Annotated in this window: 22 protein-coding genes; 9 read left to right on the top strand and 13 right to left on the bottom strand. The window is 57.5% G+C overall.

Annotated elements, in window-relative coordinates:
- Window position 1 precedes the first annotated feature (1 nt).
- From B149_RS0110655 to B149_RS0110670, 4 genes are all read left to right on the top strand, one after another.
- Window positions 2–349: a hypothetical protein gene (locus B149_RS0110655; RefSeq protein WP_018125179.1), complete on the top strand. Its 348-nt coding sequence runs from the start codon at window positions 2–4 to the stop codon at window positions 347–349.
- Window positions 350–351: 2 nt separating this feature from the next.
- Window positions 352–1,359: a tRNA lysidine(34) synthetase TilS gene (gene tilS, locus B149_RS0110660; RefSeq protein ID WP_018125180.1), complete on the top strand. Its 1,008-nt coding sequence runs from the start codon at window positions 352–354 to the stop codon at window positions 1,357–1,359.
- A 60-nt stretch (window positions 1,360–1,419) separates the two neighbouring features.
- Entirely contained in the window at window positions 1,420–2,088 is a 669-nt protein-coding gene (locus B149_RS0110665; RefSeq protein ID WP_018125181.1) for an adenylate kinase, read from the top strand.
- A 184-nt stretch (window positions 2,089–2,272) separates the two neighbouring features.
- The gene (locus tag B149_RS0110670) at window positions 2,273–2,602 is read left to right on the top strand and encodes a hypothetical protein (protein ID WP_018125182.1); all 330 of its coding nucleotides are present in this window, start codon (window positions 2,273–2,275) and stop codon (window positions 2,600–2,602) included.
- Window positions 2,603–2,813: 211 nt separating this feature from the next.
- On the opposite strand, the gene B149_RS0110675 is transcribed toward B149_RS0110670, so the two are convergent.
- The 7 genes from B149_RS0110675 to B149_RS0110705 form a co-directional block, all read right to left on the bottom strand.
- The gene (locus B149_RS0110675) at window positions 2,814–3,479 is read right to left on the bottom strand and encodes an HAD family acid phosphatase (protein WP_018125183.1); all 666 of its coding nucleotides are present in this window, start codon (window positions 3,477–3,479) and stop codon (window positions 2,814–2,816) included.
- Between the two features lie 88 nt (window positions 3,480–3,567).
- Window positions 3,568–4,641: a protein translocase subunit SecF gene (gene secF / locus B149_RS0110680; RefSeq protein WP_018125184.1), complete on the bottom strand. Its 1,074-nt coding sequence runs from the start codon at window positions 4,639–4,641 to the stop codon at window positions 3,568–3,570.
- Between the two features lie 9 nt (window positions 4,642–4,650).
- Window positions 4,651–6,228 carry a protein translocase subunit SecD gene (secD, locus tag B149_RS0110685; RefSeq protein ID WP_026167573.1) on the bottom strand — a complete coding sequence of 526 codons (1,578 nt, stop codon included), beginning with the start codon at window positions 6,226–6,228 and terminating at the stop codon, window positions 4,651–4,653.
- A gap of 126 nt (window positions 6,229–6,354) precedes the next feature.
- A complete protein-coding gene (yajC, locus tag B149_RS0110690) occupies window positions 6,355–6,735 on the bottom strand; it encodes a preprotein translocase subunit YajC (RefSeq protein WP_018125186.1) in 381 nt (126 codons plus the stop codon).
- Between the two features lie 45 nt (window positions 6,736–6,780).
- Complete coding sequence (locus tag B149_RS0110695) at window positions 6,781–7,536, bottom strand: GltB/FmdC/FwdC-like GXGXG domain-containing protein (RefSeq protein WP_018125187.1); 756 nt, start codon at window positions 7,534–7,536, stop codon at window positions 6,781–6,783.
- A 5-nt stretch (window positions 7,537–7,541) separates the two neighbouring features.
- Window positions 7,542–8,639: a class II glutamine amidotransferase gene (locus tag B149_RS0110700; protein ID WP_018125188.1), complete on the bottom strand. Its 1,098-nt coding sequence runs from the start codon at window positions 8,637–8,639 to the stop codon at window positions 7,542–7,544.
- Between the two features lie 61 nt (window positions 8,640–8,700).
- Window positions 8,701–10,224 carry a glutamate synthase-related protein gene (locus tag B149_RS0110705; RefSeq protein ID WP_018125189.1) on the bottom strand — a complete coding sequence of 508 codons (1,524 nt, stop codon included), beginning with the start codon at window positions 10,222–10,224 and terminating at the stop codon, window positions 8,701–8,703.
- A 595-nt stretch (window positions 10,225–10,819) separates the two neighbouring features.
- Here B149_RS0110705 and dut point away from each other — a divergent pair.
- Both dut and B149_RS0110715 read left to right on the top strand, forming a co-directional pair.
- Window positions 10,820–11,284 carry a dUTP diphosphatase gene (gene dut, locus B149_RS0110710; protein ID WP_018125190.1) on the top strand — a complete coding sequence of 155 codons (465 nt, stop codon included), beginning with the start codon at window positions 10,820–10,822 and terminating at the stop codon, window positions 11,282–11,284.
- Between the two features lie 9 nt (window positions 11,285–11,293).
- The gene (locus tag B149_RS0110715) at window positions 11,294–12,493 is read left to right on the top strand and encodes an aspartate aminotransferase family protein (RefSeq protein ID WP_018125191.1); all 1,200 of its coding nucleotides are present in this window, start codon (window positions 11,294–11,296) and stop codon (window positions 12,491–12,493) included.
- Window positions 12,494–12,929: 436 nt separating this feature from the next.
- Here the strand turns inward: B149_RS0110715 and lpdA are convergent, their stop codons facing one another.
- The 4 genes from lpdA to gcvH form a co-directional block, all read right to left on the bottom strand.
- Window positions 12,930–14,291, bottom strand: a complete 1,362-nt coding sequence (gene lpdA / locus B149_RS0110720; RefSeq protein WP_018125192.1) for a dihydrolipoyl dehydrogenase — start codon at window positions 14,289–14,291, stop codon at window positions 12,930–12,932.
- 4 nt (window positions 14,292–14,295) lie between these two features.
- Entirely contained in the window at window positions 14,296–15,747 is a 1,452-nt protein-coding gene (gcvPB, locus tag B149_RS0110725; protein WP_018125193.1) for an aminomethyl-transferring glycine dehydrogenase subunit GcvPB, read from the bottom strand.
- Window positions 15,747–17,081: an aminomethyl-transferring glycine dehydrogenase subunit GcvPA gene (gene gcvPA, locus B149_RS0110730; protein WP_018125194.1), complete on the bottom strand. Its 1,335-nt coding sequence runs from the start codon at window positions 17,079–17,081 to the stop codon at window positions 15,747–15,749. Before gcvPA ends, gcvPB begins: the two co-directional genes overlap by 1 nt.
- Before the next feature lie 65 nt (window positions 17,082–17,146).
- The gene (gcvH, locus tag B149_RS0110735; RefSeq protein ID WP_018125195.1) at window positions 17,147–17,527 is read right to left on the bottom strand and encodes a glycine cleavage system protein GcvH; all 381 of its coding nucleotides are present in this window, start codon (window positions 17,525–17,527) and stop codon (window positions 17,147–17,149) included.
- Between the two features lie 295 nt (window positions 17,528–17,822).
- Here gcvH and B149_RS0110740 point away from each other — a divergent pair, with 295 nt between their 5' ends.
- The 3 genes from B149_RS0110740 (at window position 17,823) to folE2 (B149_RS0110750) (ending at window position 19,764) form a co-directional block, all read left to right on the top strand.
- Window positions 17,823–18,497, top strand: a complete 675-nt coding sequence (locus tag B149_RS0110740; RefSeq protein ID WP_018125196.1) for a class I SAM-dependent methyltransferase — start codon at window positions 17,823–17,825, stop codon at window positions 18,495–18,497.
- A gap of 71 nt (window positions 18,498–18,568) precedes the next feature.
- A complete protein-coding gene (nikR, locus tag B149_RS0110745; RefSeq protein ID WP_018125197.1) occupies window positions 18,569–18,988 on the top strand; it encodes a nickel-responsive transcriptional regulator NikR in 420 nt (139 codons plus the stop codon).
- An 11-nt stretch (window positions 18,989–18,999) separates the two neighbouring features.
- On the top strand, window positions 19,000–19,764 hold the full coding sequence (folE2, locus tag B149_RS0110750) for a GTP cyclohydrolase FolE2 (protein ID WP_018125198.1): 765 nt from the start codon (window positions 19,000–19,002) through the stop codon (window positions 19,762–19,764).
- Between the two features lie 186 nt (window positions 19,765–19,950).
- Here the strand turns inward: folE2 (B149_RS0110750) and folE2 (B149_RS0110755) are convergent, their stop codons facing one another.
- Both folE2 (B149_RS0110755) and nikR (B149_RS0110760) read right to left on the bottom strand, forming a co-directional pair.
- A complete protein-coding gene (folE2, locus tag B149_RS0110755; RefSeq protein ID WP_018125198.1) occupies window positions 19,951–20,715 on the bottom strand; it encodes a GTP cyclohydrolase FolE2 in 765 nt (254 codons plus the stop codon).
- Between the two features lie 11 nt (window positions 20,716–20,726).
- Entirely contained in the window at window positions 20,727–21,146 is a 420-nt protein-coding gene (gene nikR, locus B149_RS0110760) for a nickel-responsive transcriptional regulator NikR (protein ID WP_018125197.1), read from the bottom strand.
- Between the last annotated feature and the right edge of the window lie 23 nt (window positions 21,147–21,169).

Raw genomic sequence — 21,169 nt, forward strand, 5'->3', positions numbered from 1 at the left:
TATGCGTAACTATTATATTGAAGATATTTCCGACGAAAACATCGACCTGTTCGAGGAAAAGCTCGGCGCAATGGAGATGAACGGCCCCATCAAGGGTATCTACTATCTCCCCATTCCCGAAGATATGCTCTCCGATGAACAGGAAGAGCACAAGAGCGAATGCGGTCCCTATTTTCTGGCCCTTGAAGTCATCCGCAACGTGGCCGGGAATATCGTCAAAATGGAACTGCTCGTTCGCGCCCATGGAAAAATCCGTTGCTCATGCGTGGCGTACTGCACTCAGGAGCAACGCAATCGTATGATCGATTACCTCGACGACCTCTTCGAGGATTTCGGCATCAAGGTCTAGGTATGGAGATGACGTTCCCGGCCAGTTTCAGGGATCTGCCTCCCAAGTGGGCCCATTTCTGTCTGGGAATCGAACGCTTCATGCGTAAGGAGCTCGGGGTTGCCCCCGAGGATCTGCAAGTTCTCTGCGCCTTTTCCGGCGGGGCGGATTCCACCGCCCTGCTTCTGGCGTTACACTGCCTCTCCCTTAAAAACGGCGGTCGCGTCTGCGCCGCGCACCTCGACCACGGACTTCGTCCGAAATCAGACGAAGATGTGTTGTGGTGCCGCCAGTTGTGCGGGCAGCTGAATATTCCATTTCAAACCGAACGTACGGATGTGGCGGCTGAGGCCGATGCTTCCGGGCGTGGCATCGAAGAAACCGCGCGCGTAGTTCGTTACAAATTTCTCAAACAGGCTCGTTCGGCGGAAAAACTCGACTGGATTGCCACCGGCCATCATCTGGGCGACCTGAGCGAAGACGTCGTGATGCGGCTTGTGCGCGGCACAGGCTGGCCGGGGCTTTCCGGAATGCCTGGCGTGGATCGTGAGAGAAGCCTGATGCGCCCCCTGCTGCTGACGGAAAAAAAGACACTTTGTGCGTTTCTGGAAACGCTTGGTGTGTCATGGCGCGAGGATGAGACGAACGCCGATGAATCCATGAAACGTAACCGGATCAGGCACACTCTTATGCCTCTCATGCTTGAGGAAAACCCGAACTTTCCAGACTCAGTGGCGCGACTGTGGCGATTGGGACGCATCGATGCGGACTACTGGCTTATGCAGATGAATGAAGCGACTGCGGGCGATCTTTTGTCTTCGGCGGTGCTGGAAGAGGCCCATAAAGCCCTGCGACTGCGTCTTTACAAGAAATATCTGGACGCCGTGGGGTCGGGACAGGCGCTTGCAGACACACTTTTGAAACTGGACGAGGCATGGTTGGAGACCCGATTCGGGGCAGTGTTCCAGTTTCCCGGCGACCGGGTTGCCAAAATTTCGCCCAAGGGTGTGCTTTTTGGCTTCAAGGATTGACTTCCGCAATCTGGCGCGGTAAGTCATGTGATCTTTTGCACAATCCTAGGAGGAGCAGATATGAACATCCTGATTTTTGGCCCCAACGGCTCCGGCAAAGGCACCCAGGGCACCCTGGTGAAAGACAAGTACGACCTGGATCATATCGAATCCGGCGCCATCTTCCGCAAGCACATCGGCGGCGGCACCGAACTCGGTCTGAAGGCCAAGGAGTACATCAACAAGGGTGAACTGGTTCCGGACGACATCACCATCCCGATGGTGCTCGACGTTCTGCAGAACGCTGGCGAAAACGGTTGGCTCCTCGATGGTTTCCCCCGTTCCCTCGTTCAGGCTGAAAAGCTGTGGGAAGCCCTGCAGAATGACGGCGTTGCTCTCGACTACGTGATCGAGATCAAGCTGCCCCGCGAAGTCGCCAAGGCTCGCATCATGGGTCGCCGCCTCTGTGAAAACAATCCGAACCACCCCAACAACGTCGGCATCCCCGCCATCGCTCCCGAAGGCGACACGTGCCGCGTCTGCGGTGGCGCCCTCTCCGCTCGCGACGACGACCAGGACGAGGCCGCAATCGACAAGCGTCACGACATCTACTACGACGAAGAAACCGGAACCATGGCTGGCTGCAACTTCTACAAGAACATGAAGGATGCCAGCTTTAAGATCATCGAGCTCGACGGCGAACAGTCCATCGACGAAATCAAGAACTACCTGGTTTCCCAGCTCGACTAGTTCCTTTCTGCCAGAGAAGACAAAGGCCCTCCGTTTTGCGGGGGGCCTTTTTTTGTTTTCCGGCGCAAGCGTCTGGCCATTGCGGGAAATGATTTGAATCAGATAGCCTTCTTGCTGAGGATGATATATGTTGGTTTAATCTGTAATGGTATGGTCATAATAATTCTTCACAGCGCGATCTACTATGTTCAAACAAGAGAAATGGTCTTTTACAGGGGCTTCCGGCACGGAATACACTTTTTCCATCCTTCCCAAAAGTGAGGGGTTGCCGCAAGCTCCGGGTGTTTTCATACTTGCCTACACCCATCCTCGTGGACATATGGCTGGCTGGCAGGTCAATCCTTTGATGATAGATCAGGCCGAGGACATGCGATTGGCTCTTGAGAGTGCGGAAGGGCTGGACAGTGATCGGATGTCCATATGGAACAGCAATTTTGTGCTTTTGGAAGCCGTCGATTCAGACAGGAAAGAATGTGTACATGATCTGGAAATCTTGATGCGCAGCACGCCATGAATCCGGGTGCTGATTGAAAAATCGTTTCAACACCACCGCTCACGGGCATTTTCTGGTCAAAGGATATGCCTCTCGCTGCCTGCCTATCGGGAGGCAATTCAATCGCACGAGCTCATTAAGCAATCATTGGGGTTGCCGGCTGTCACGGCTAATAGACATGCCCCCGGCTTAAGTACGCTCACACCGGATGCCCTTTCACAAACATAGGCATCTAGGGCACTGAATACATATAGTTGGGCAGCTTGAAGAAGTTCAGGGACTCCTGGTATCCGTCACCCGGCTGGTCGCCAAAAGTTGCGACGATAGTCCACCCCTGCGCCGTAAGTCTGTCCATGGACCGTTTCTTGAAATCGTTCACCGCGTCACCCGGTGTTCCCGCAGGGGCCATAAGCAACTCATGCCAATCCCTGTACCCTGCCCTTTCAAGATTCTGAACCGTCAGAGAGCGCATGCTTTCATTCCGGCCGGTCAGAAATACCACCGGAACATCATGCTCGCGTAGCGCCCTGAACAAGCGCAGCATGGGCGTTATGGCTGGGGCATCCGCCTGCTTAATCCATTCGTTCCATAGCTTCGGCGAGTAGCAATAATCCAGCTTCTGTTTGATCTCGAAGTTGGACAGAGTCGTTTCGTCAATATCCATGACGACCAGCGGCCGAGGGATCTGCCTGCTTTCAATATCATTCAAAACAGTGTCGAGCCCATCTGCCGCGACGTTTGCCACATCGGCATCATAGTCGCCGCTGAGATGATAGGCCGTTATCTGTTTTTTCATTTCCGGCAATGGAATGAGGCCTACACGTTCCGCATGAGTGGCGGCGCAGCCTTGAAGCGTTATGAGCAGAAACGCCAGTACAAGCAGGTGGTGCAATCTCATGGTTGTCCTCCGGGTTTGCGAAGACTCTACCACGAAAAAGGGAAGGCTCGTAAGAACCTTCCCTTTATAATCGTCTGTGAAACTGAAGCTAGGCTGCTTCGGGCTCCTCATCCACTTCAGGCGGGGTGGGACCGAATCCGAGAAGGACCGGGCTTGCCACGAAGATGGAGGAATAGGTACCGACGAAGATGCCGATAAGAAGTGCCAGCGCGAAGTCGTGAATCACGCCGCCGCCGAGCACGTACAGGCAGAGCACGACCAGAAGCGTGGTGCCGGATGTAAGCAGCGTACGGGACAGGGTCTGGTTCACGCTGGTGTTGATGATGCTCTTGAATTCGCCTTTGCCCTTGGAGCCGATCAGGTTCTCGCGGATGCGGTCAAACACGATGATGGTATCGTTAAGCGAGTAACCGATGATGGTCAGCAACGCGGCGATGATGGTCAGGTCGAACTCCTTGCCCAGAATGGAGAATATCCCCACCGTGATGGTCACGTCGTGGACAAGGGCCACAACCGCTCCCAGGGCGTAATTGAGTTTGAGGTACCAGCACAGCCCGAGTGTGATGGCGAGCATCCCCACAATAAGCCATGCCATGTCCATTCCGGTCAGCGCCAGAGCATACTGCCCGGCAAAGAGGCCGGTGGCCATGACCGCGGCTGCGGTCCAGCGCTGCTCAAAGCGGCCGGAGATGTAGATGGCTATCAGCAGTACGGCGAAGAACATGGCTTCGAGCGCTTTGGTTCGCAGGTCCTTACCCACCTTGGGGCCGACCATTTCAAGCCGCTGCACTTCGAATCCGCCTTTGCCGAGTCCGCTGTCGAGGGCGGTGGAGAGCATGTCGCGAACCTCTCCGGAGGAGACCTCGGAGGAAGAGGTGCGAATCAGGAATTCGCTGTCGTCCTCAAGTCCGAGGCGCTGCACCACGAGTCCGGGCAGCTCCACGTCGGCGAGGGATTCCTTGACGGTTTCGACATCCACCTGCTTTTCGGTTTTGATCTGTACGATCATGCCGCCCGCGAAGTCGATGCCGTATTTGGGGCCGCCCTGCATGACGAGGGAGCCGAGTCCCATCAGGATGACCAGCGCGGAGATCAGGAAGGCGATCTTCCTGAAGCCGATGAAGTCGATCTTGGTATCGGGTTTGATTATCTGAAGTCCCATTTGTTCCCCCTAGATGCTCATCTTGGCGCCTTCCGCGCGGTTCTTGGCGTACATGTCGAAGAGAATGCGCGAGACGAAGATGGCCGTGAACATGGACGTGATGATACCCAGCGTCAGGGTCACGGCGAATCCGCGGATCGGACCGGTACCGAACTGGTACAGGATGATGGCCGCGATGACCGTGGTCACGTTGGCGTCGAGAATGGTCAACGTCGCGCGGCTGTAGCCTTCCTCGATCGCGGCCCTTGCGGTAAGCCCCTTGCGGAGTTCCTCGCGGATACGTTCGAAGATGATGACGTTGGCGTCGACCGCCATGCCTATTGTCAGGATGATACCCGCGATGCCCGGCAGGGTCAGGGTCGCACCGAATGCAGCCAGACCGCCCATAATCAGCAGGATGTTCAGGACCAGCACGGTGTCGGCGACCACTCCGGCAAAGCCGTAGTAGACAACCATGAAGATCAGCACCAGCGCCATGCCGATGAGCGCGGAGTTGATGCCGTTGTCGATGGATTCCTGTCCGAGGGACGGGCCGACGGTACGCTGTTCGAGAATGGAGATCGGGGCCGGAAGCGAACCGGCGCGGAGCACGATGGCGAGGTCGCGGGCTTCTTCCGTGGTGAAACTGCCGGTGATGCTCGCCTGTCCGCCGCTGATCTTTTCATTGATGACCGGAGCGGAGTATACCTTCTTGTCGAGAACGATGGCCATGAGCTTGCCGGTGTTTTCGCCGGTGATGCGCTCAAACAGGCGCGCGCCCTTGGAGTCGAAGCTCAGCGAAACATACGGTTCGTTCATGCGACCATAGCTGACGCGGGCATCGGTGACGTATTCACCGGTAAGCGGCGCGTCACTTTTGAGGACAACGGGTACTTCCTTGCCGTCGCGGCCCACTCTGGTGCTCAGCTCGCGGCCCGGGGGCAGGATGCCCTTGGTCGGGTCAATGCTCTGGTCAACGATCTTGAATTCGAGGTGCGCAGTCTTTCCGATGATTCGGATGGCGCGCTCCGGATCGCTCAGGCCGGGAAGCTGCACCTGAATGCGGTTGCTTGCCTGCTGCTTGCGAATATCCGGCTCGGTCACGCCGAACTGGTCAATGCGGTTGCGAATGGTCTTGACCGCCTGGTCAAGCGTCATGCGCGCCAGTTCCTTGCGGTATTTCGGATTCATGCCCAGCTCGTATTTGACTTTGCCGTCTTCCGCGCTGGTGGTGGATTCGATGGTGACCGACTGGAAATCTTCGAGAAGTTTTTCGAACTGGTCCCGCTGCTCTTTCTTGAGCAGGGTCATTTCGATTCTGTCGCCGGGCATTGCGACGGGCTTGAGCACGTAGACCTCGTCCTCGCGGGCGAGTTCCTTTATGTCGTCGCCCGTGCGGGCCATGGCGTTTTTGAAGGCGGTGTTCATATCGACACCGAGGGTGAGGTGGATGCCGCCCTTGAGGTCGAGGCCGAGATTGATGCCGCTGCCGGGAAGGGTCTGACCCAGCGAAGTGCCCTTGATGCCGGGAAGGGACGGCAGCATGTACGCGAGCCCCAGCATCAGAACTAAGAGCGAAACAATGATTCTCCAACGCAGACTCTGCATGAGTTCTCCCCTGTCGTGAAATAAAAACATCGGCCCGAGCGGGAACGCAAGGCGCGGACCGGGCTCGCAGCTTGTGCGTCCCGGCCCGCGAAAGGCCGAAGAAACGGGATCATCCGATCCCGTCGACTACTTCTTTTCTTTCTTTTCTTTCTTGTCTTTTTTCTGGGCCTGCTTTCCGGCCTCGGGGTCGAACTTCCCGGCGACATAGCCGCGCTGGAATTCCACTTCAACGCCGTTGGCGATTTCGAGGGTGAGAATCTCATCGGTGATGAGCTTGATGGTGCCCTTGATGCCGCCGTTGGTCCAGACCACGTCGCCTACCTGCAGGTTCTCAAGCATCTGCTTGTGTTCCTTGGCCTTCTTCTGCTGCGGACGGATGAGCAGGAAGTAGAAGATGGCGAACATCAGGATGAGCATGGGCAGCGGACCGGCAAGCAGTCCGCCCGCACCGCCGGCGGCGCCGTTTGCGGGGGGCGCGGCGGCAAAGGCAACGGATTCGAAGAACATTGAGGTTCCTCCCAGTGTTGAAGTTTCTCGGTCCGTTCCCTTTTCCTAGGTGGCGACGTAGAGGTTGCCGTAAGGTCTGTGAGAGAACGGCCGGATTTTGACGAAATTCTCGTTCATAACGGTTTCGGCGTCCAGCTCGAATTCCAAGGCAAAGGCATCCACAAGTCTTCGGATGGTCTGGAGATCATCCTCATCCACGGGCTGCGTGTGCAAGTTAGGTCCGAGCTGCGATTCCGGGACGCTTCCGCGGACGTATATGACGCCCCCGTGCATTCCGGTGCCGAGACTTCTGCCCGCAACGGGCGCATCAGGCTTATCAGAAAACATACCCAAGAGCAAAATAATTCCTCCGGCCATGTATTCGCCCAGGAAGTCCCCGGCCTTGCCTCCCACGACGATCTCCGGGACATAATCCTTATATGCTTTCATATGGATTCCGCACCGATAGCCCACATCCGAGCGGACAAAGATCGAGCCGCCGCGCATGGCGTAGCCCAGAACGTCTCCAGCCATTCCGTTGATGGCGATTTTTCCGCTGTCCATCGTGTTTCCGATTCCGTCCTGTGCGTTGCCAGATATACGAAGGTGCGGTCCGCCCATGAAGGCCCCGGTATCCGGTCCGGCAACGCCTTTGATTGCTATCTTCAGGTCGCCGCACAGCGCGGTGGCGATGTAGCGGTGACCGTTGACGTTCTCCAGAACGAAATCGGTGTATCCCTCTTGCGCCTTCTGGCGAATAAGTTCGTTGAACTGCTTGTAATACTTGCCTTTGGCGTCAAGGGTGATCTTTTTTTCGGTCATGTGCCCTACTCCTTCACGTCGATGATGACGGGTTCGCCCGCCTTGGGCATCCAGACCCGGTCCAGTTCGGGGCAGACTTCGCGTACCGATGCTTCTTCGCTGGACATAAAGACCATGTCATCCTTTTCGGCAACCAGCAGAGGGCGCAGCTTGATGCGGTCGTTCAGGCCCATCAGCCGGTTGTTGTCGGCCACAAGTATCGCAAACGGGCCGTTGAGCATTCCGGATCCGTATGTGTAGCGCAACGCGGTATGCAATTCGCGCTGTTGTTCGGGCATGGTCTTGATTTCCTCCCAGAAGGGGGGGGCGAAGACCTTTGCCGCCAGATTCCAACTCAGGCCATGTTTGCGGATGAGCAGATCCAGTTCGTAGGCGACCACCTCGGTATCCGTCATGAGCGTGCACAGATAGTCGTGCTCGCAGAGATAACGGCGATTGATGCCGTAGGAACTGATTTCTCCGTTATGAACGATGGACCAGTTGAGGATGGTGAACGGATGCGCTCCACCCCACCAGCCCGGCGTGTTTGTGGGAAAACGGTTGTGACCGGTCCAGATGTGGCCTTTGTATTCGTCCAGACGGAAGAACTCGGCGATGTCCTCAGGGTATCCGACGCCTTTGAAGACGCCCATATCCTTGCCGGATGAGAAGACAAACGCACCCGGGACCTGCGTATTGAGCTTCATCACCACGGCTACGACGTAGTCGTCTTCGGGCAGCTTGCTCAGGTCCTCCGGCTTGTCTTCACGAACGGTGACAAAATAGCGGTTCACGAGCGGCGGATTATGGATTGCCAACGTCTCCCGCGTAGGGATGGGCTCGAACTCATGAATGTCGAAATACTGCCGAAGCAGGTGCTCCGAACCTTCCACGCCTCTTCTGTCATCGCACATGATGTGGAATGCGTATTTATCCGCGTGTTCCGGATAGATGCCGTAAGCCGCGAAACCGCCGCCAAGACCGTTGCCACGGTCGTGCATGCAGGCCATGGCGTTGATTGGCAGGTCGCCGGAGATGAGTTTCTTCTCCCTACTGATGACGCCAAAGACGCCGCAACCGGAGATGTCTTTCTGGAAATCGTAATATTTTTCGGGAGCTTTCATTGCCACTCCTTGGCTCGAATGTCTGTTGGGTCTCCGAGGATGTTTCAGGCTGTATTGGCCGCTACCGTCCGGCGTGCTTGATGCCGAGGATGTCCATTTCCGCGTCGGACAGACCGACAGCGCGAAGCTTGTCGCGATTGCCGCGCACGCTTTCGATCGAGTTGAGGCCCATGCCGCCTAGCATGTCCTTGATTTCATGGCTCCAAGCCTTGATCAGGTTCGCCATTCTTTCGGCGGCCTCGTCCGGCTTCTGACGCTTGGCGATCTTCGGGTCGTTGGTGGCGATGCCCCACGGGCATTTGCCGGTGTAGCAGCGTCCGCAGAGGGTGCAGCCGACAGCGAGAAGCGCAGCGGTTCCGATGTAGACCGCATCCGCACCGAGGGCGATGGCCTTGAGCACATCGGCGGAACAGCGGATGCCACCCGCAGCGACAACGCTCGCCTTGTGCCGAATCCCTTCGTCCCTGAGCCGCTGATCAACGGCCGCCAGAGCCAATTCTATGGGGATACCTACGTTGTCGCGCGTCATGGCCGGAGCGGCTCCGGTGCCGCCGCGCATTCCGTCCACGGTGACGATGTCCGCTCCGGCGCGAACCACGCCCGATGCGATGGCGGCCACATTATGAACGGCCGCGATCTTGACGGAAATCGGCTGTCTGTATTCGCTGGCTTCCTTCAGTGCGAAAATGAGCTGAAGAAGGTCTTCGATGGAATAGATATCGTGATGCGGCGCAGGGCTGATGGCGTCGGAGCCGAGCGGAACCATGCGGGTTTCCGAGATGGCCTCGCTGATTTTTTCTCCGGGCAGATGCCCTCCGATGCCGGGCTTGGCGCCCTGCCCTACCTTGATCTCAATGCCCACGCCCGCATTCAGGTATTCACGGTTCACTCCGAACCGACCGGATGCGACCTGCACGATGGTATTGCCACCGTATTCATATAATGATTTATGCAGTCCGCCCTCGCCCGTGTTGTAGGCGGTGCCGGTTTCCTGCGCTGCCATGGCCATGGCCTTGTGCAGGTTGAGGTTGATGGCCCCGAAGCTCATGCCTGCGAACATGATTGGAGTCTCCAGCTCTATCTGAGGAGCAAGCCGGGTCTTCAGTTCAGGATTTCCGTCTTTGCCGGTTTCTACCTGAAGGCCTTTGGGCTTGCTGCCGAGAAATGTCTTGAGCTCCATCGGCTCTCTCAGGGGATCAATGGACGGGTTAGTGACCTGACTGGCGTCCAGCAACATGCGATCCCAGTAGACAGGGAGATCCACGGGCGACCCCGTTGCAGCCAGCAGAACGCCCCCGGTCTGGGCCTGCTTGTAGATATTCTGCATGAACACGGGTCGCCAGTTGGCGTTGGGGCGAAATTCAGACTTGTTCAAACGTATGTTCAGGGCACCCGTCGGGCAGATGGCTTCGCAACGGTGGCACCCTATGCATTTGGTGTTGTCGTGCACCACCTTTCCGCTTTCATCGTCGGTCCAGTGTGCGTCGTAGGTGCACTGGCGGACACACGCTCCGCAGTCGATGCAGAGGCCGCGGTCACGCTCGATGCGAAATTCGTGATAGTTTTTATTGATTGGTCTCGCCATTGATGACCGCCTTTTTCAAAATCGTTATTCGTGGGTTGCTTGCTTTGTGAGTATGTTTGTTTTTAAACAAAATAGTAACACAAGGCGTTCCGTCGAATGCAATTTCTAGAGACCACAACTTGGGAATTATTGTCAAGTTTGAGGGGGGCGAGTTGTATGCGAGAGCAGTTATGAAGTGTGTTTCAACTTTTAATCATTAAAATACAGTTGCTTGAAGTGGTTGATGAAAGATTGGCGAGGGGCTTGAATAATTGCAAACTAAAAAACAGTGGTTCTTAGGACGTGATAGGGAAAGACATGGAAAACCAACACGTCCGTTCATATTTGCTTCCTGGACGTTTGAGTGCGATTATTTTCCAATATTAGTTCATAAAAAGGGGCAAATTGATTGTGAATCCATGCGCAATGTTGCATTGAGTTCATCATGCCGGTGGTGTCATTCTTGAGAAAGTGCACTTATATGACCTTTCAATTGTTTGAAATAACTGTATTGAACATCGATGTAAAAACGCTTGTTTTCTATGCGTTGCTTACGATTGACACGGGAGTCGTTTCGGGCGATTCAACGTGTCCAAGTTCATATTAAGGAGATATGATGCAACCACCCAAGGTACCCGTTAAAATCAAGTTCCTCCATAGTGTATGGAAGGAGCACGACCTCAGTTATGCCACGGAGCATTCGGTGGGGCTGGATCTGCGAGCCTGTATTGATGAGCAGGAAGTGGAAATTGCTCCGGGTGAACGCTATGCCGTACCTACCGGTGTGGCCATTGAGGTCGGCGAGCCCGGCATCGCAGGCTTCATTTACTCCCGTAGCGGGCTCGGTGCCAAAGAGGGACTGACCGTTGCCCAGGGAGTCGGCGTCATCGACCCCGACTATCGCGGTGAAATCAAGGTTTTCCTTCTCAATACTTCCAGTGAAAAACGACGAATCCGACGCGGACAGCGCATCGCACAGCTGGTTTTCCAGAAGTGCTGGCAGGGTGATATCGTCATCACCGAATCCCTCGGCGAAACCGTTCGCGGCGCTGGCGGATTCGGTCACTCAGGAACCGTATAGAGGAATACAATGACCGCTTCATTCGACACGATACGTGACAGGGAACAGTCCCTCATGATGCAGACCTACGGCCGCTACCCGCTGGCCGTTTCAAAAGCTCAGGGCTGCACGCTTTTTGACCTTGAAGGCAACGAATACCTTGACCTTCTTTCCGGTATCGCCGTGTGCAGTCTGGGCCACAGTCGTCCTGAGCTGGCGGACGTCATGGCCGAGCAGGCACGAAAAATGGTGCACGTATCCAACCTGTTTTACCAGAACGAACAGCTTGATCTTGCCGAGAAACTGCTCGACACCTGTGATGCTGACCGCGTCTTTTTTTCCAACTCCGGCGCGGAAGCCAACGAAGGCGCCATCAAGTTGGCCCGTCGGTACATGCGAAAAGTACGGCAGACGGATGCCGCCGAGGTCATTACACTTCAGCAGTCGTTCCACGGTCGTACCCTTTCGACCCTGACCGCCACCGGACAGGAAGGTCCCATCAAGGACGGCTTCGATCCCCTGCCCCCGGGCTTTACCACGGTCCCCTTCGCAAACGTCGAGGCACTCAAGGATGCCCTCTCCCCGAACACCGCCGCTGTGATGATAGAAATGGTTCAAGGCGAAGGCGGCGTGCGCCCCCTGCCCCACGAGTACGTGGAAGCCCTCAAGGAGCTGCGCAAAGAGTACGGCTTTCTGATAATCGTCGATGAAGTGCAGACTGGCATGTGCCGTACCGGACGCTTCTGGGCACACCAGCACTACGGTCTCGTGCCCGATATCTTCACGTCCGCCAAGGCCCTCGCCAACGGCCTGCCCATGGGCGCCGTCCTCGCCACCGAAGAAGTCGCCAAAGGCTTTGAACCCGGCTCACACGCCACCACCTTCGGAGGCGGTGCGCTCGTGTCCGCAGTCGCTGCCAAAGTGATAGACATCATGCGGCACGACAAGCTCGATCAGCGCGCAGCCCAGCTCGAAGAATGGTTCAAACTCGAAGCAACCAAACTCGCCCAACGCCACCCGGACAAAGTCAAAGGTGCACGCGGCCTTGGTCTGCTGCTCGGAATCGAACTCACCTTCGAAGGGAAAGACGTCTGGAAAGCCCTGCTCGATCGCAGAATCGTCTGCAATCTCACACAGGGCAACATCCTGCGACTTGTCCCGCCACTCATCATCGAAAAAGAAGATCTGAAACGATTCCTTAAAGAACTGGAAGAAGTTTTAGAGGCATAGCCGTTAAGGTAGGCCTCCGGCGGGCAGGGGTGCTGCCCCTGCACCCCGCCAAAGGGGCGGGCCCCCTTTGTAATCCCTGGGTTGTCAGCGGGGTTGCAGCAGCCGGGTTCATGCGGTCGCACAGTCCGCATCCTAGCTGCAACCCCGCTGACGGGGATTTGGGTGGCTGGCGAACTGCTGTGGCAGGGGGAGTCAAGGGGATCTTTCTTAGTTCGCGTGTTTACCACTGGAAATCACCATCTTTCTCAATCCCCGCTAACCTAACACCCGCCGTCAGTTCACCCGCCAAGCCGCCTGAGGGCTTCAGCTTTCGGAAAGCTTGAATGCGGCTTGGCAAGCCAAATGTTTTTTGGAGATTCTTAAGAACCTTTTTGCAAAAAGGTTCTTAAGCCGCCGGAGGCAAAAAAAGGGGCGGCGCTTTTGCGCCGCCCCTCTTCTATTTGCATTCGGTGCGTTCAGCTTTGAGTGCGTTCAGGAGTGCTTCGTCCAGTGATGGATGCGGGAAGATGGTGCCGTGTATGTCATTGGGCGTCCATCCTTCCTGTACGATCATGGTGGCGGGGGTGGTCAGCCGTGAGGCGTCGTGTCCCACGGCGGTGACGCCGACCACTTTGTTGTCGCTCCAGATCACCTTGCAGAAGCCTTGCGTTGAGGCGTGTGACTGGGCGATGGGGTTGCCTGCGAAGGCGAATTTGGAGGTTTCGCAGGGTCGTCCTTCGACTCTGAGCTGTTCGGGCATCAGGCCGACGCGCATGGTTTCTGGTGCGCCGTACAGGACGCTGGGCACGGGGCCGGATTCATAGGCCGCTTCGGTCTTTCCGGCGATGCGGGAGGCAGCGTAGTGGGCCTGATGGCTCGCGGCGTGCGCGAGCTGGATGATGCCGTTGACGTCGCCGATGGCGTAAATGCCGGGGGCGGCTTCAAGGTATTCATTGACTTTGATGGTGCCGCGTTCGAGCGTTGCGCCCAGTTCTTCGAGTCCGAGGTTGTTGGAAACGGGGCCGCGTCCTACGGCGACGAGGGCCTTGTCGGCTTCGACCACGTCTCCGCCTTCGAGGGTGAGGACGGCTTTATCGCTTTCGGTTTTGACGGACTGCACGCGTACGCCGAGGCGCACGTCCCATTTCCAGCGTTTGAAGATGGACTGCAACGTCTTGGAGACTTCGGGGTCCTCCAGCGGTGCGACGCGGTCCATGGCATCCACGACAGTGACTTTTGCGCCCATGCGGTGCGCGGCCTGTGCCATTTCGAGACCGATGAAACCCGCGCCGACCACGATGAGACTTTCGGGCATCTCGGTCATGGCGAGGAAGTCGTTGGAGTCCATGACGCGTTCGCCGTCGGGTGCAAGGCCGGGGAAGAACGTGGGCTTGGAGCCGGTGGCCACGATGATGTTCGCGGCTTCAATTTCCTGCGTGCCTTCGGGAGTCTCGACGCTCACTTTGCCGGAGGTCGGGATGCGGCCGAGGCCGGTGTAGAGGTCCACGCCGAGTTGTTTCAGGCGCTGGACCATGGCCTTGCGAGTTCCGGCGATGAGCTTGTCCTTGCGTGTGGCCAGAGCGGCATAGTCGATGTTCACTTCACCGTCTGCGACCTTCATTTTGCGCTGGCTGGCGAGTTCTTCCACGGCAGAGGTGGCGCCGAGGATGACCTTGGTCGGAATGCAGCCCCAGTTGAGGCAGGTTCCGCCCAGATCACCCTTCTCCACCAGCGCGACCTTCAGGCCGAAGGAAGCGGCTTCGGTCGCCGCGTCGTATCCACCGGGACCGGCACCTATGACTGCGATATCGTATGCCATTCGTCTAGTCCTCGACCATGTCCTGCGTGAGCTGCATGGCCCTTGCTGCAAAGGTCTCGTCCAGTCGGGTGACGGGCAGCGTGGTCGGGCACTGGTGCAGGCTTTCGGGATCGGCGTCGGCCTGTTCGGCGATGGCGATCAAGTCGTCCACAAAGCGGTCCAGAGTGGCCTTGCTCTCGGTCTCAGTGGGCTCGACCATCATGCATTCCTTGACGATGAGCGGGAAGTAGACCGTGGGAGCGTGGTGGCCCTTGTCCAGCAACGCCTTGGCGATGTCGAGCGCGCGCACGCCCTTCTCCGCCTGACGGACCGCGCTGGCCACGAACTCGTGCATGCAGGTCCGGTTGAAAGGAATCTCGAAGTGTTTTTCAAGGCGCTTGCGCATGTAGTTTGCGGCGAGCACGGCGTGCTCGGATGCGCGGGAAAGGCCGGTGCGGCCGAGGCGAAGCATGTAGGCGTAGGCCTTCAGGTAAACGCCGAAGTTGCCGTAGAACGGTGCCACGTAGCCGATGGATTTGGGGTGGTCGTAGCTCAGGGCGAACTGGCCGTCTTCCATCTTTTCCACGCGGGAAATGGGCAGATACGGCTCGACGCGTTTGGAAACACCAACAGGACCGGAGCCGGGGCCGCCTCCGCCGTGCGGGGTGCCGAGTGTCTTGTGAAGGTTGAGGTGCACGATGTCGAAACCGGCGTCGCCGACTTTCATCTGACCCATGATGGCGTTCAGGTTGGCTCCGTCGTAGTACAGGAGCGCGTCCACCTCGCGGAGCATGCTGACGATCTCGGGCAGATGGGTCTCGAACAGGCCGAGGGTGTTCGGACAGGTCATCATGACCCCCGCGACTTCGTCGTCGAGCACTTCGCGCAGAGCTTCGGGGTCCACGATTCCGTCACGGGATTCGATGGAGACCACTTCGTAGCCGGCGACAGCTGCCGAGGCCGGGTTGGTGCCGTGCGCGGAGTCGGGAACGATGATCTTGCTTTTCTTGTTGCCCTTGTCCTTATGATAGGCGGCCATGAGCATGACGCCAGTGAGTTCGCCGTGTGCGCCTGCCATGGGGTGCATGGTGTAGGCGTGCATGCCGGTGAGCTCGCAAAGCAGCTGCTCGGTGTCGTACATGACTTCCAGCGCGCCCTGACAGAACCGCCCTGCTCCCTGAAGCTGGGGCATGACGGGATGCAGCCGCGTGAAGCCTGGCATCCCGGCCACCAGCTCGGTGAACTTGGGGTTGTACTTCATGGTGCAGGAGCCGAGCGGATAGAAATTGCCGTCCACGCCGAAGTTGCGCTGGGAGAGCTTGGTGAAATGGCGTACCACGTCCAGCTCGCCGGAGCTGGGCAGCCCGGCTTCGCCGTCGCGCAGGAGTTCGCGGGGGATGTATGCCTCTTCGCCGATGCCGTCGCAGGGCCAGCAGCCTTCGCGGCCGGGCACGGATTTTTCGAATATGGTCTTCATTACTTCAACGCCCCCTTCATCATCTCGACGAATACGCCGATCTGTTCCTCGGTGGTCTTTTCGGTGCACGCCAGCAGCAGTCCGTTTTCCAGCCCTTCATAGTAGCGACCCAGCGGGAACCCGGGCACGAAGCCCTTCTCCAGCATGTTGCCGATGAGGTCGAATGCGGGAACCGGCAGGGTTACGGCAAACTCGTTGCCGAAAGCGCCCTTGGTCAGCATCTCGACTCCCTCGATGGCAGTGAGCCTGTCGGCCAGCTGGTGCGCGCGTTCGATGGAGAGGCGCGCGGCGCGGCGCAGGCCCTGCTCGCCGAGGGAGCAGATGTGTGCCAGCGCGCGCAGGGCGCACAGCGACTGGTTGGAGCAGATGTTGGATGTCGCTTTTTGGCGGCGGATGTGCTGCTCACGCGCCTGCAGGGTGAGCACGTAGCCGGTACGGTCTTCGGTGTCCTTGGTCCGGCCCACGATGCGCCCGGGCATCTGGCGCACCATCTTCTTGGTGCAGGTCATGATGCCGAGGTAGGGACCGCCGAACGAAAGCGGCATTCCGAGGCTCTGGCCTTCCGCCACGGCGATGTCGGCACCCATTTCGCCCGGTGTCTTGAGCAGGGTCTGAAGGACCGGGTAAGAGGAAATGATGGAGACAGCCTTCTGCTCGGCGGCGGTCTTGAAAAGCTCGGTGAAGTCGTTGACGGAGCCGAAGAAGTTCGGGTTCTGCACCATGACCGCGGCGGTTTCCTTGTCGATGGCGGCCTTGATCCCTTCAATGTCGGTCATGCCGTCCTTGTGCGGGACGGAGACGAATTCCAGATTCAGGTTGGAGGTGTAGGAGTCGAGCATGACCCGGTAGATCGGGTTGAGCGCTTCGCTCACTACTACTTTGCGGCGCTTGGTCTTGCGCACGGCCATCATCAGGGCTTCGTACAGGGCGGTGCCCCCGTCATAGACGGACGCGTTGGAGCACTCCATGCCCATGAGACGGCTGACGGCGGTCTGGTATTCGAAAATTGCCTGCAGCGTGCCCTGGCTGGCCTCGGGCTGATACGGCGTATAAGCCGTATAGAATTCGCCGCGCATGGTCAGTGCATCCACGGTGGCCGGGATGTAGTGGTCGTAGAATCCGGCGCCGAGGAAGCTTGCCTTGTCGGTGGCGTTACGGGCGGCCATGGCTTCCAGGCGCATGAGCACGTCCATTTCGCTCAGGCCTTCGGGCAGGTCGAAGCTCTTGGGCCTGAGGTCCTCCGGAATTTCGGCGAACAGCTCTTCAATGGAACCTGCGCCGATGACATCGAGCATTTCCCGGACTTCATCCGGGGTATGGGGAACGTAAGGCATGTGATGCAGTCCTTAGTAGAAGTCAAAGGGCGACCCCGCAAGGAGCCGCCCCGGAAAAGAGTCGCCTAGTGGTCTTCGGAATCCAGCTGGGCCTGATAGGCCTCGGCGTCCAGAAGTCCTTCCGGTTCGGCGCTGATCTTGACCTTGAGCATCCAGCCTTCACCGTAGGGATCTTCGTTGACCTTTTCGGGAGCGTCTTCAAGCTCCTCATTCACTTCCACCACTTCGCCGGAGACGGGAGCATACAGTTCGCTGGCCGCCTTGACGGACTCGACGGAGCCGAACTCTTCGCCCTGCTCCAGTGTGTCGCCCACGGAGGGCATTTCCACGAAGGTCAGGTCTCCCAGCTGCTCCTGAGCGAACTGGGTGATGCCGATGGTGGCGATATCGTTCTCGACGAGAACCCATTCGTGGGATTTGGCGTACTTGAGACCATTGGGAACCATGGGGCTACCTCCTGATATTGAGATGGGTGTTGTCAACGGATTTTGCCGCTACCTAGCATGCTCCACGATTCATTGGAACCGTTAAAATATTGACCTGACGCCTTTGTATCTTTCACCCGGCGTCCATTCGTCAACTATATGACATTTGTGTGCGTGATATGCATCTTCCGTGGGCTTTATGTGCATACGGATGTGTCCGCAAAAAGTCTTATCTGGTTACTTCTGGTTCAGAATTGTTTCCCAGTGTGTTACTTTTAAAGTTGACAGTTGCACTAGAGGTGGATAGAAAAGACCCATGACGCACGCATCGGACATACACGCAAGCTCCAACCGGGTTGAGGCCGAGATTGCCGGACGCATCTGGCTGTTGGATCGCGAGGCGGATCTTGAAACGCTTTGGGAGCGCATGGATGAAGGCGATCTGGATGATGACGAGCGGCTGCCCTACTGGGCCGAGGTCTGGCCTGCAAGCGTGTTGCTTGGTGAGTGGATCAGCCGTAACGCAGAACTTGTTCGCGGTAGAAAATGCCTCGACGTGGGCTGCGGTCTCGGGTTGACGGCGCTCGTTGCAGCAGATCTCGGTGCGGAGGTGGTCGCGTTCGATTACATCCCGCGCGCACTGCATTACGCCCACGTCAACGCGAAGCTCAACGATGTTCAGCAGCCTCTGTGGATGGCCATGGACTGGCGTTATCCGGCTGTAACACCCGAAAGCTTCGACTTTATCTGGGCAGGGGACGTGCTCTATGAAAAACGCTTTTTCGACCCTCTGACCGCCCTGTTTCGTCATGCTCTGGCGCCCGGCGGCAGGATATGGATAGGTGAGCCGGTCAGGACCGTCTCCAGACCCGTCTGGGACGATCTTGAAAATGCCGGTTTCGCCCCGGTCAAGCTGACCACGGAAAGCGTTCCGCTCTGCGGCCAGCATCCCCGCGTCAACCTTTGGGAAATGCGTAATCCGGCCGACTGAAGGCCCGATTTCCATATTGAACAGGAATTTACGTTCGGTCTTTGCCGGACGAAACACGAAAGGAGTATCCAATGGGTAAGACTATCAGATTCGGTGTATCCCTCGATTCCGACCTGCTGGAAAAATTCGACAAGCTCTGTGATGATCGCAGCTACCAGACCCGCTCCGAAGCCATCCGCGACCTCATTCGCAAGGCTCTGGTGGAGCGCGAATGGGAAGACTCCGAAGGTGAGCTGGCCGGCACTCTCACCCTCGTTTACGACCACCACAGCAGCGGCCTGACTCAGAAGCTCACCGAGTTGCAGCACGACGCGCACGACGTGATCCAGACCACCATGCACATCCATCTGGACCACCACAACTGCCTCGAAGTGATCGTGCTCAAAGGTGACGCAGACACCATCAAGAGCCTTGGCCAAAAGCTCATCTCCACCAAGGGCGTCAAACACGGCGAACTCGCACTCACCACCACCGGAAGGGACCTCATCTGATGACGACACCCATGCAGGACGTGCAGAAAGATCCGGCGAACATCGCCATGCCCATCGACCGCGTGGGCGTCAAAGGCCTCAGGATGCCCCTTGTGGTCAGGCACCGCGAAAAGGGAATCCGTCACACCGTGGCCAAAGTGGATTTGTCCGTGGATTTGCCCGCACACTTCAAAGGCACTCACATGAGTCGTTTTGTGGAGGCTCTCGAAGGCTACGAGGAGATGGACTACAACTCCTTCAAGAAGCTGCTTCAGGACATAGCCAAACGGCTGGAAGCCGAACGCGCCCATTGCCGCTTCGTCTTCCCCTATTTTCTGCGGCAGACCTCCCCGAGCAGCGGCGCCAGCGGACTCATGGACTACAAATGCCAGGTGGACGGAGAGCTCAAGGACGGCAAGATGACCTTCACCCTCGGCGCCGACGTGCCCGTCATGACCGTCTGCCCGTGCTCCAAGGCCATCTCCGACGAAGGCGCACACAGCCAGCGCGCCGTGGTGCGCATCCGCTGTCGCTTCAAAGGGTTCCTCTGGCTTGAAGATATCATCGCCATCGCCGAGCAGTCAGCCTCATCAAGAGTCTATTCGGTACTCAAGCGGCAGGATGAAAAATACGTTACCGAAGATGCCTTTGCCAACCCCTGCTTCGTTGAGGACGTCGTCCGAAACTGCGCGCAGGGTCTCGACAAGCACGAACAGATCGAGTGGTTCAAGGTCGAAGTGGAAAGCTTTGAATCCATTCACAATCATTCCGCTTTCGCCATGATCGAGAGTGTATAGATTCTTTCAGGGTTCAAGTTGTACTTGAACCCTGAAAAGGATGCCTCCGGCAGCTCTGCCGAGGGCCTGAGGGGAAGGGGGAGAACCTTCTTGCAAGAAGGTTCTCCCCCTTCCCCTCAGGCCCTCGGCAGAGCTGCCGGAGGCATCCTTTTCAGGGTTCAAGTACAACTTGAACCCTGAAAGAATCTATACACTCTCGATCATGGCGAAAGCGGAATGATTGTGAATGGATTCAAAGCTTTCCACTTCGACCTTGAACCACTCGATCTGTTCGTGCTTGTCGAGACCCTGCGCGCAGTTTCGGACGACGTCCTCAACGAAGCAGGGGTTGGCAAAGGCATCTTCGGTAACGTATTTTTCATCCTGCCGCTTGAGTACCGAATAGACTCTTGATGAGGCTGACTGCTCGGCGATGGCGATGATATCTTCAAGCCAGAGGAACCCTTTGAAGCGACAGCGGATGCGCACCACGGCGCGCTGGCTGTGTGCGCCTTCGTCGGAGATGGCCTTGGAGCACGGGCAGACGGTCATGACGGGCACGTCGGCGCCGAGGGTGAAGGTCATCTTGCCGTCCTTGAGCTCTCCGTCCACCTGGCATTTGTAGTCCATGAGTCCGCTGGCGCCGCTGCTCGGGGAGGTCTGCCGCAGAAAATAGGGGAAGACGAAGCGGCAATGGGCGCGTTCGGCTTCCAGCCGTTTGGCTATGTCCTGAAGCAGCTTCTTGAAGGAGTTGTAGTCCATCTCCTCGTAGCCTTCGAGAGCCTCCACAAAACGACTCATGTGAGTGCCTTTGAAGTGTGCGGGCAAATCCACGGACAAATCCACTTTGGCCACGGTGTGACGGATTCCCTTTTCGCGGTGCCTGACCACAAGGGGCATCCTGAGGCCTTTGACGCCCACGCGGTCGATGGGCATGGCGATGTTCGCCGGATCTTTCTGCACGTCCTGCATGGGTGTCGTCATCAGATGAGGTCCCTTCCGGTGGTGGTGAGTGCGAGTTCGCCGTGTTTGACGCCCTTGGTGGAGATGAGCTTTTGGCCAAGGCTCTTGATGGTGTCTGCGTCACCTTTGAGCACGATCACTTCGAGGCAGTTGTGGTGGTCCAGATGGATGTGCATGGTGGTCTGGATCACGTCGTGCGCGTCGTGCTGCAACTCGGTGAGCTTCTGAGTCAGGCCGCTGCTGTGGTGGTCGTAAACGAGGGTGAGAGTGCCGGCCAGCTCACCTTCGGAGTCTTCCCATTCGCGCTCCACCAGAGCCTTGCGAATGAGGTCGCGGATGGCTTCGGAGCGGGTCTGGTAGCTGCGATCATCACAGAGCTTGTCGAATTTTTCCAGCAGGTCGGAATCGAGGGATACACCGAATCTGATAGTCTTACCCATTGGATACTCCTTTCGTGTTTCGT

Origin of the sequence: Desulfovibrio oxyclinae DSM 11498 (assembly GCF_000375485.1) — a bacterium.
Lineage (GTDB): Bacteria > Desulfobacterota > Desulfovibrionia > Desulfovibrionales > Desulfovibrionaceae > Pseudodesulfovibrio > Pseudodesulfovibrio oxyclinae.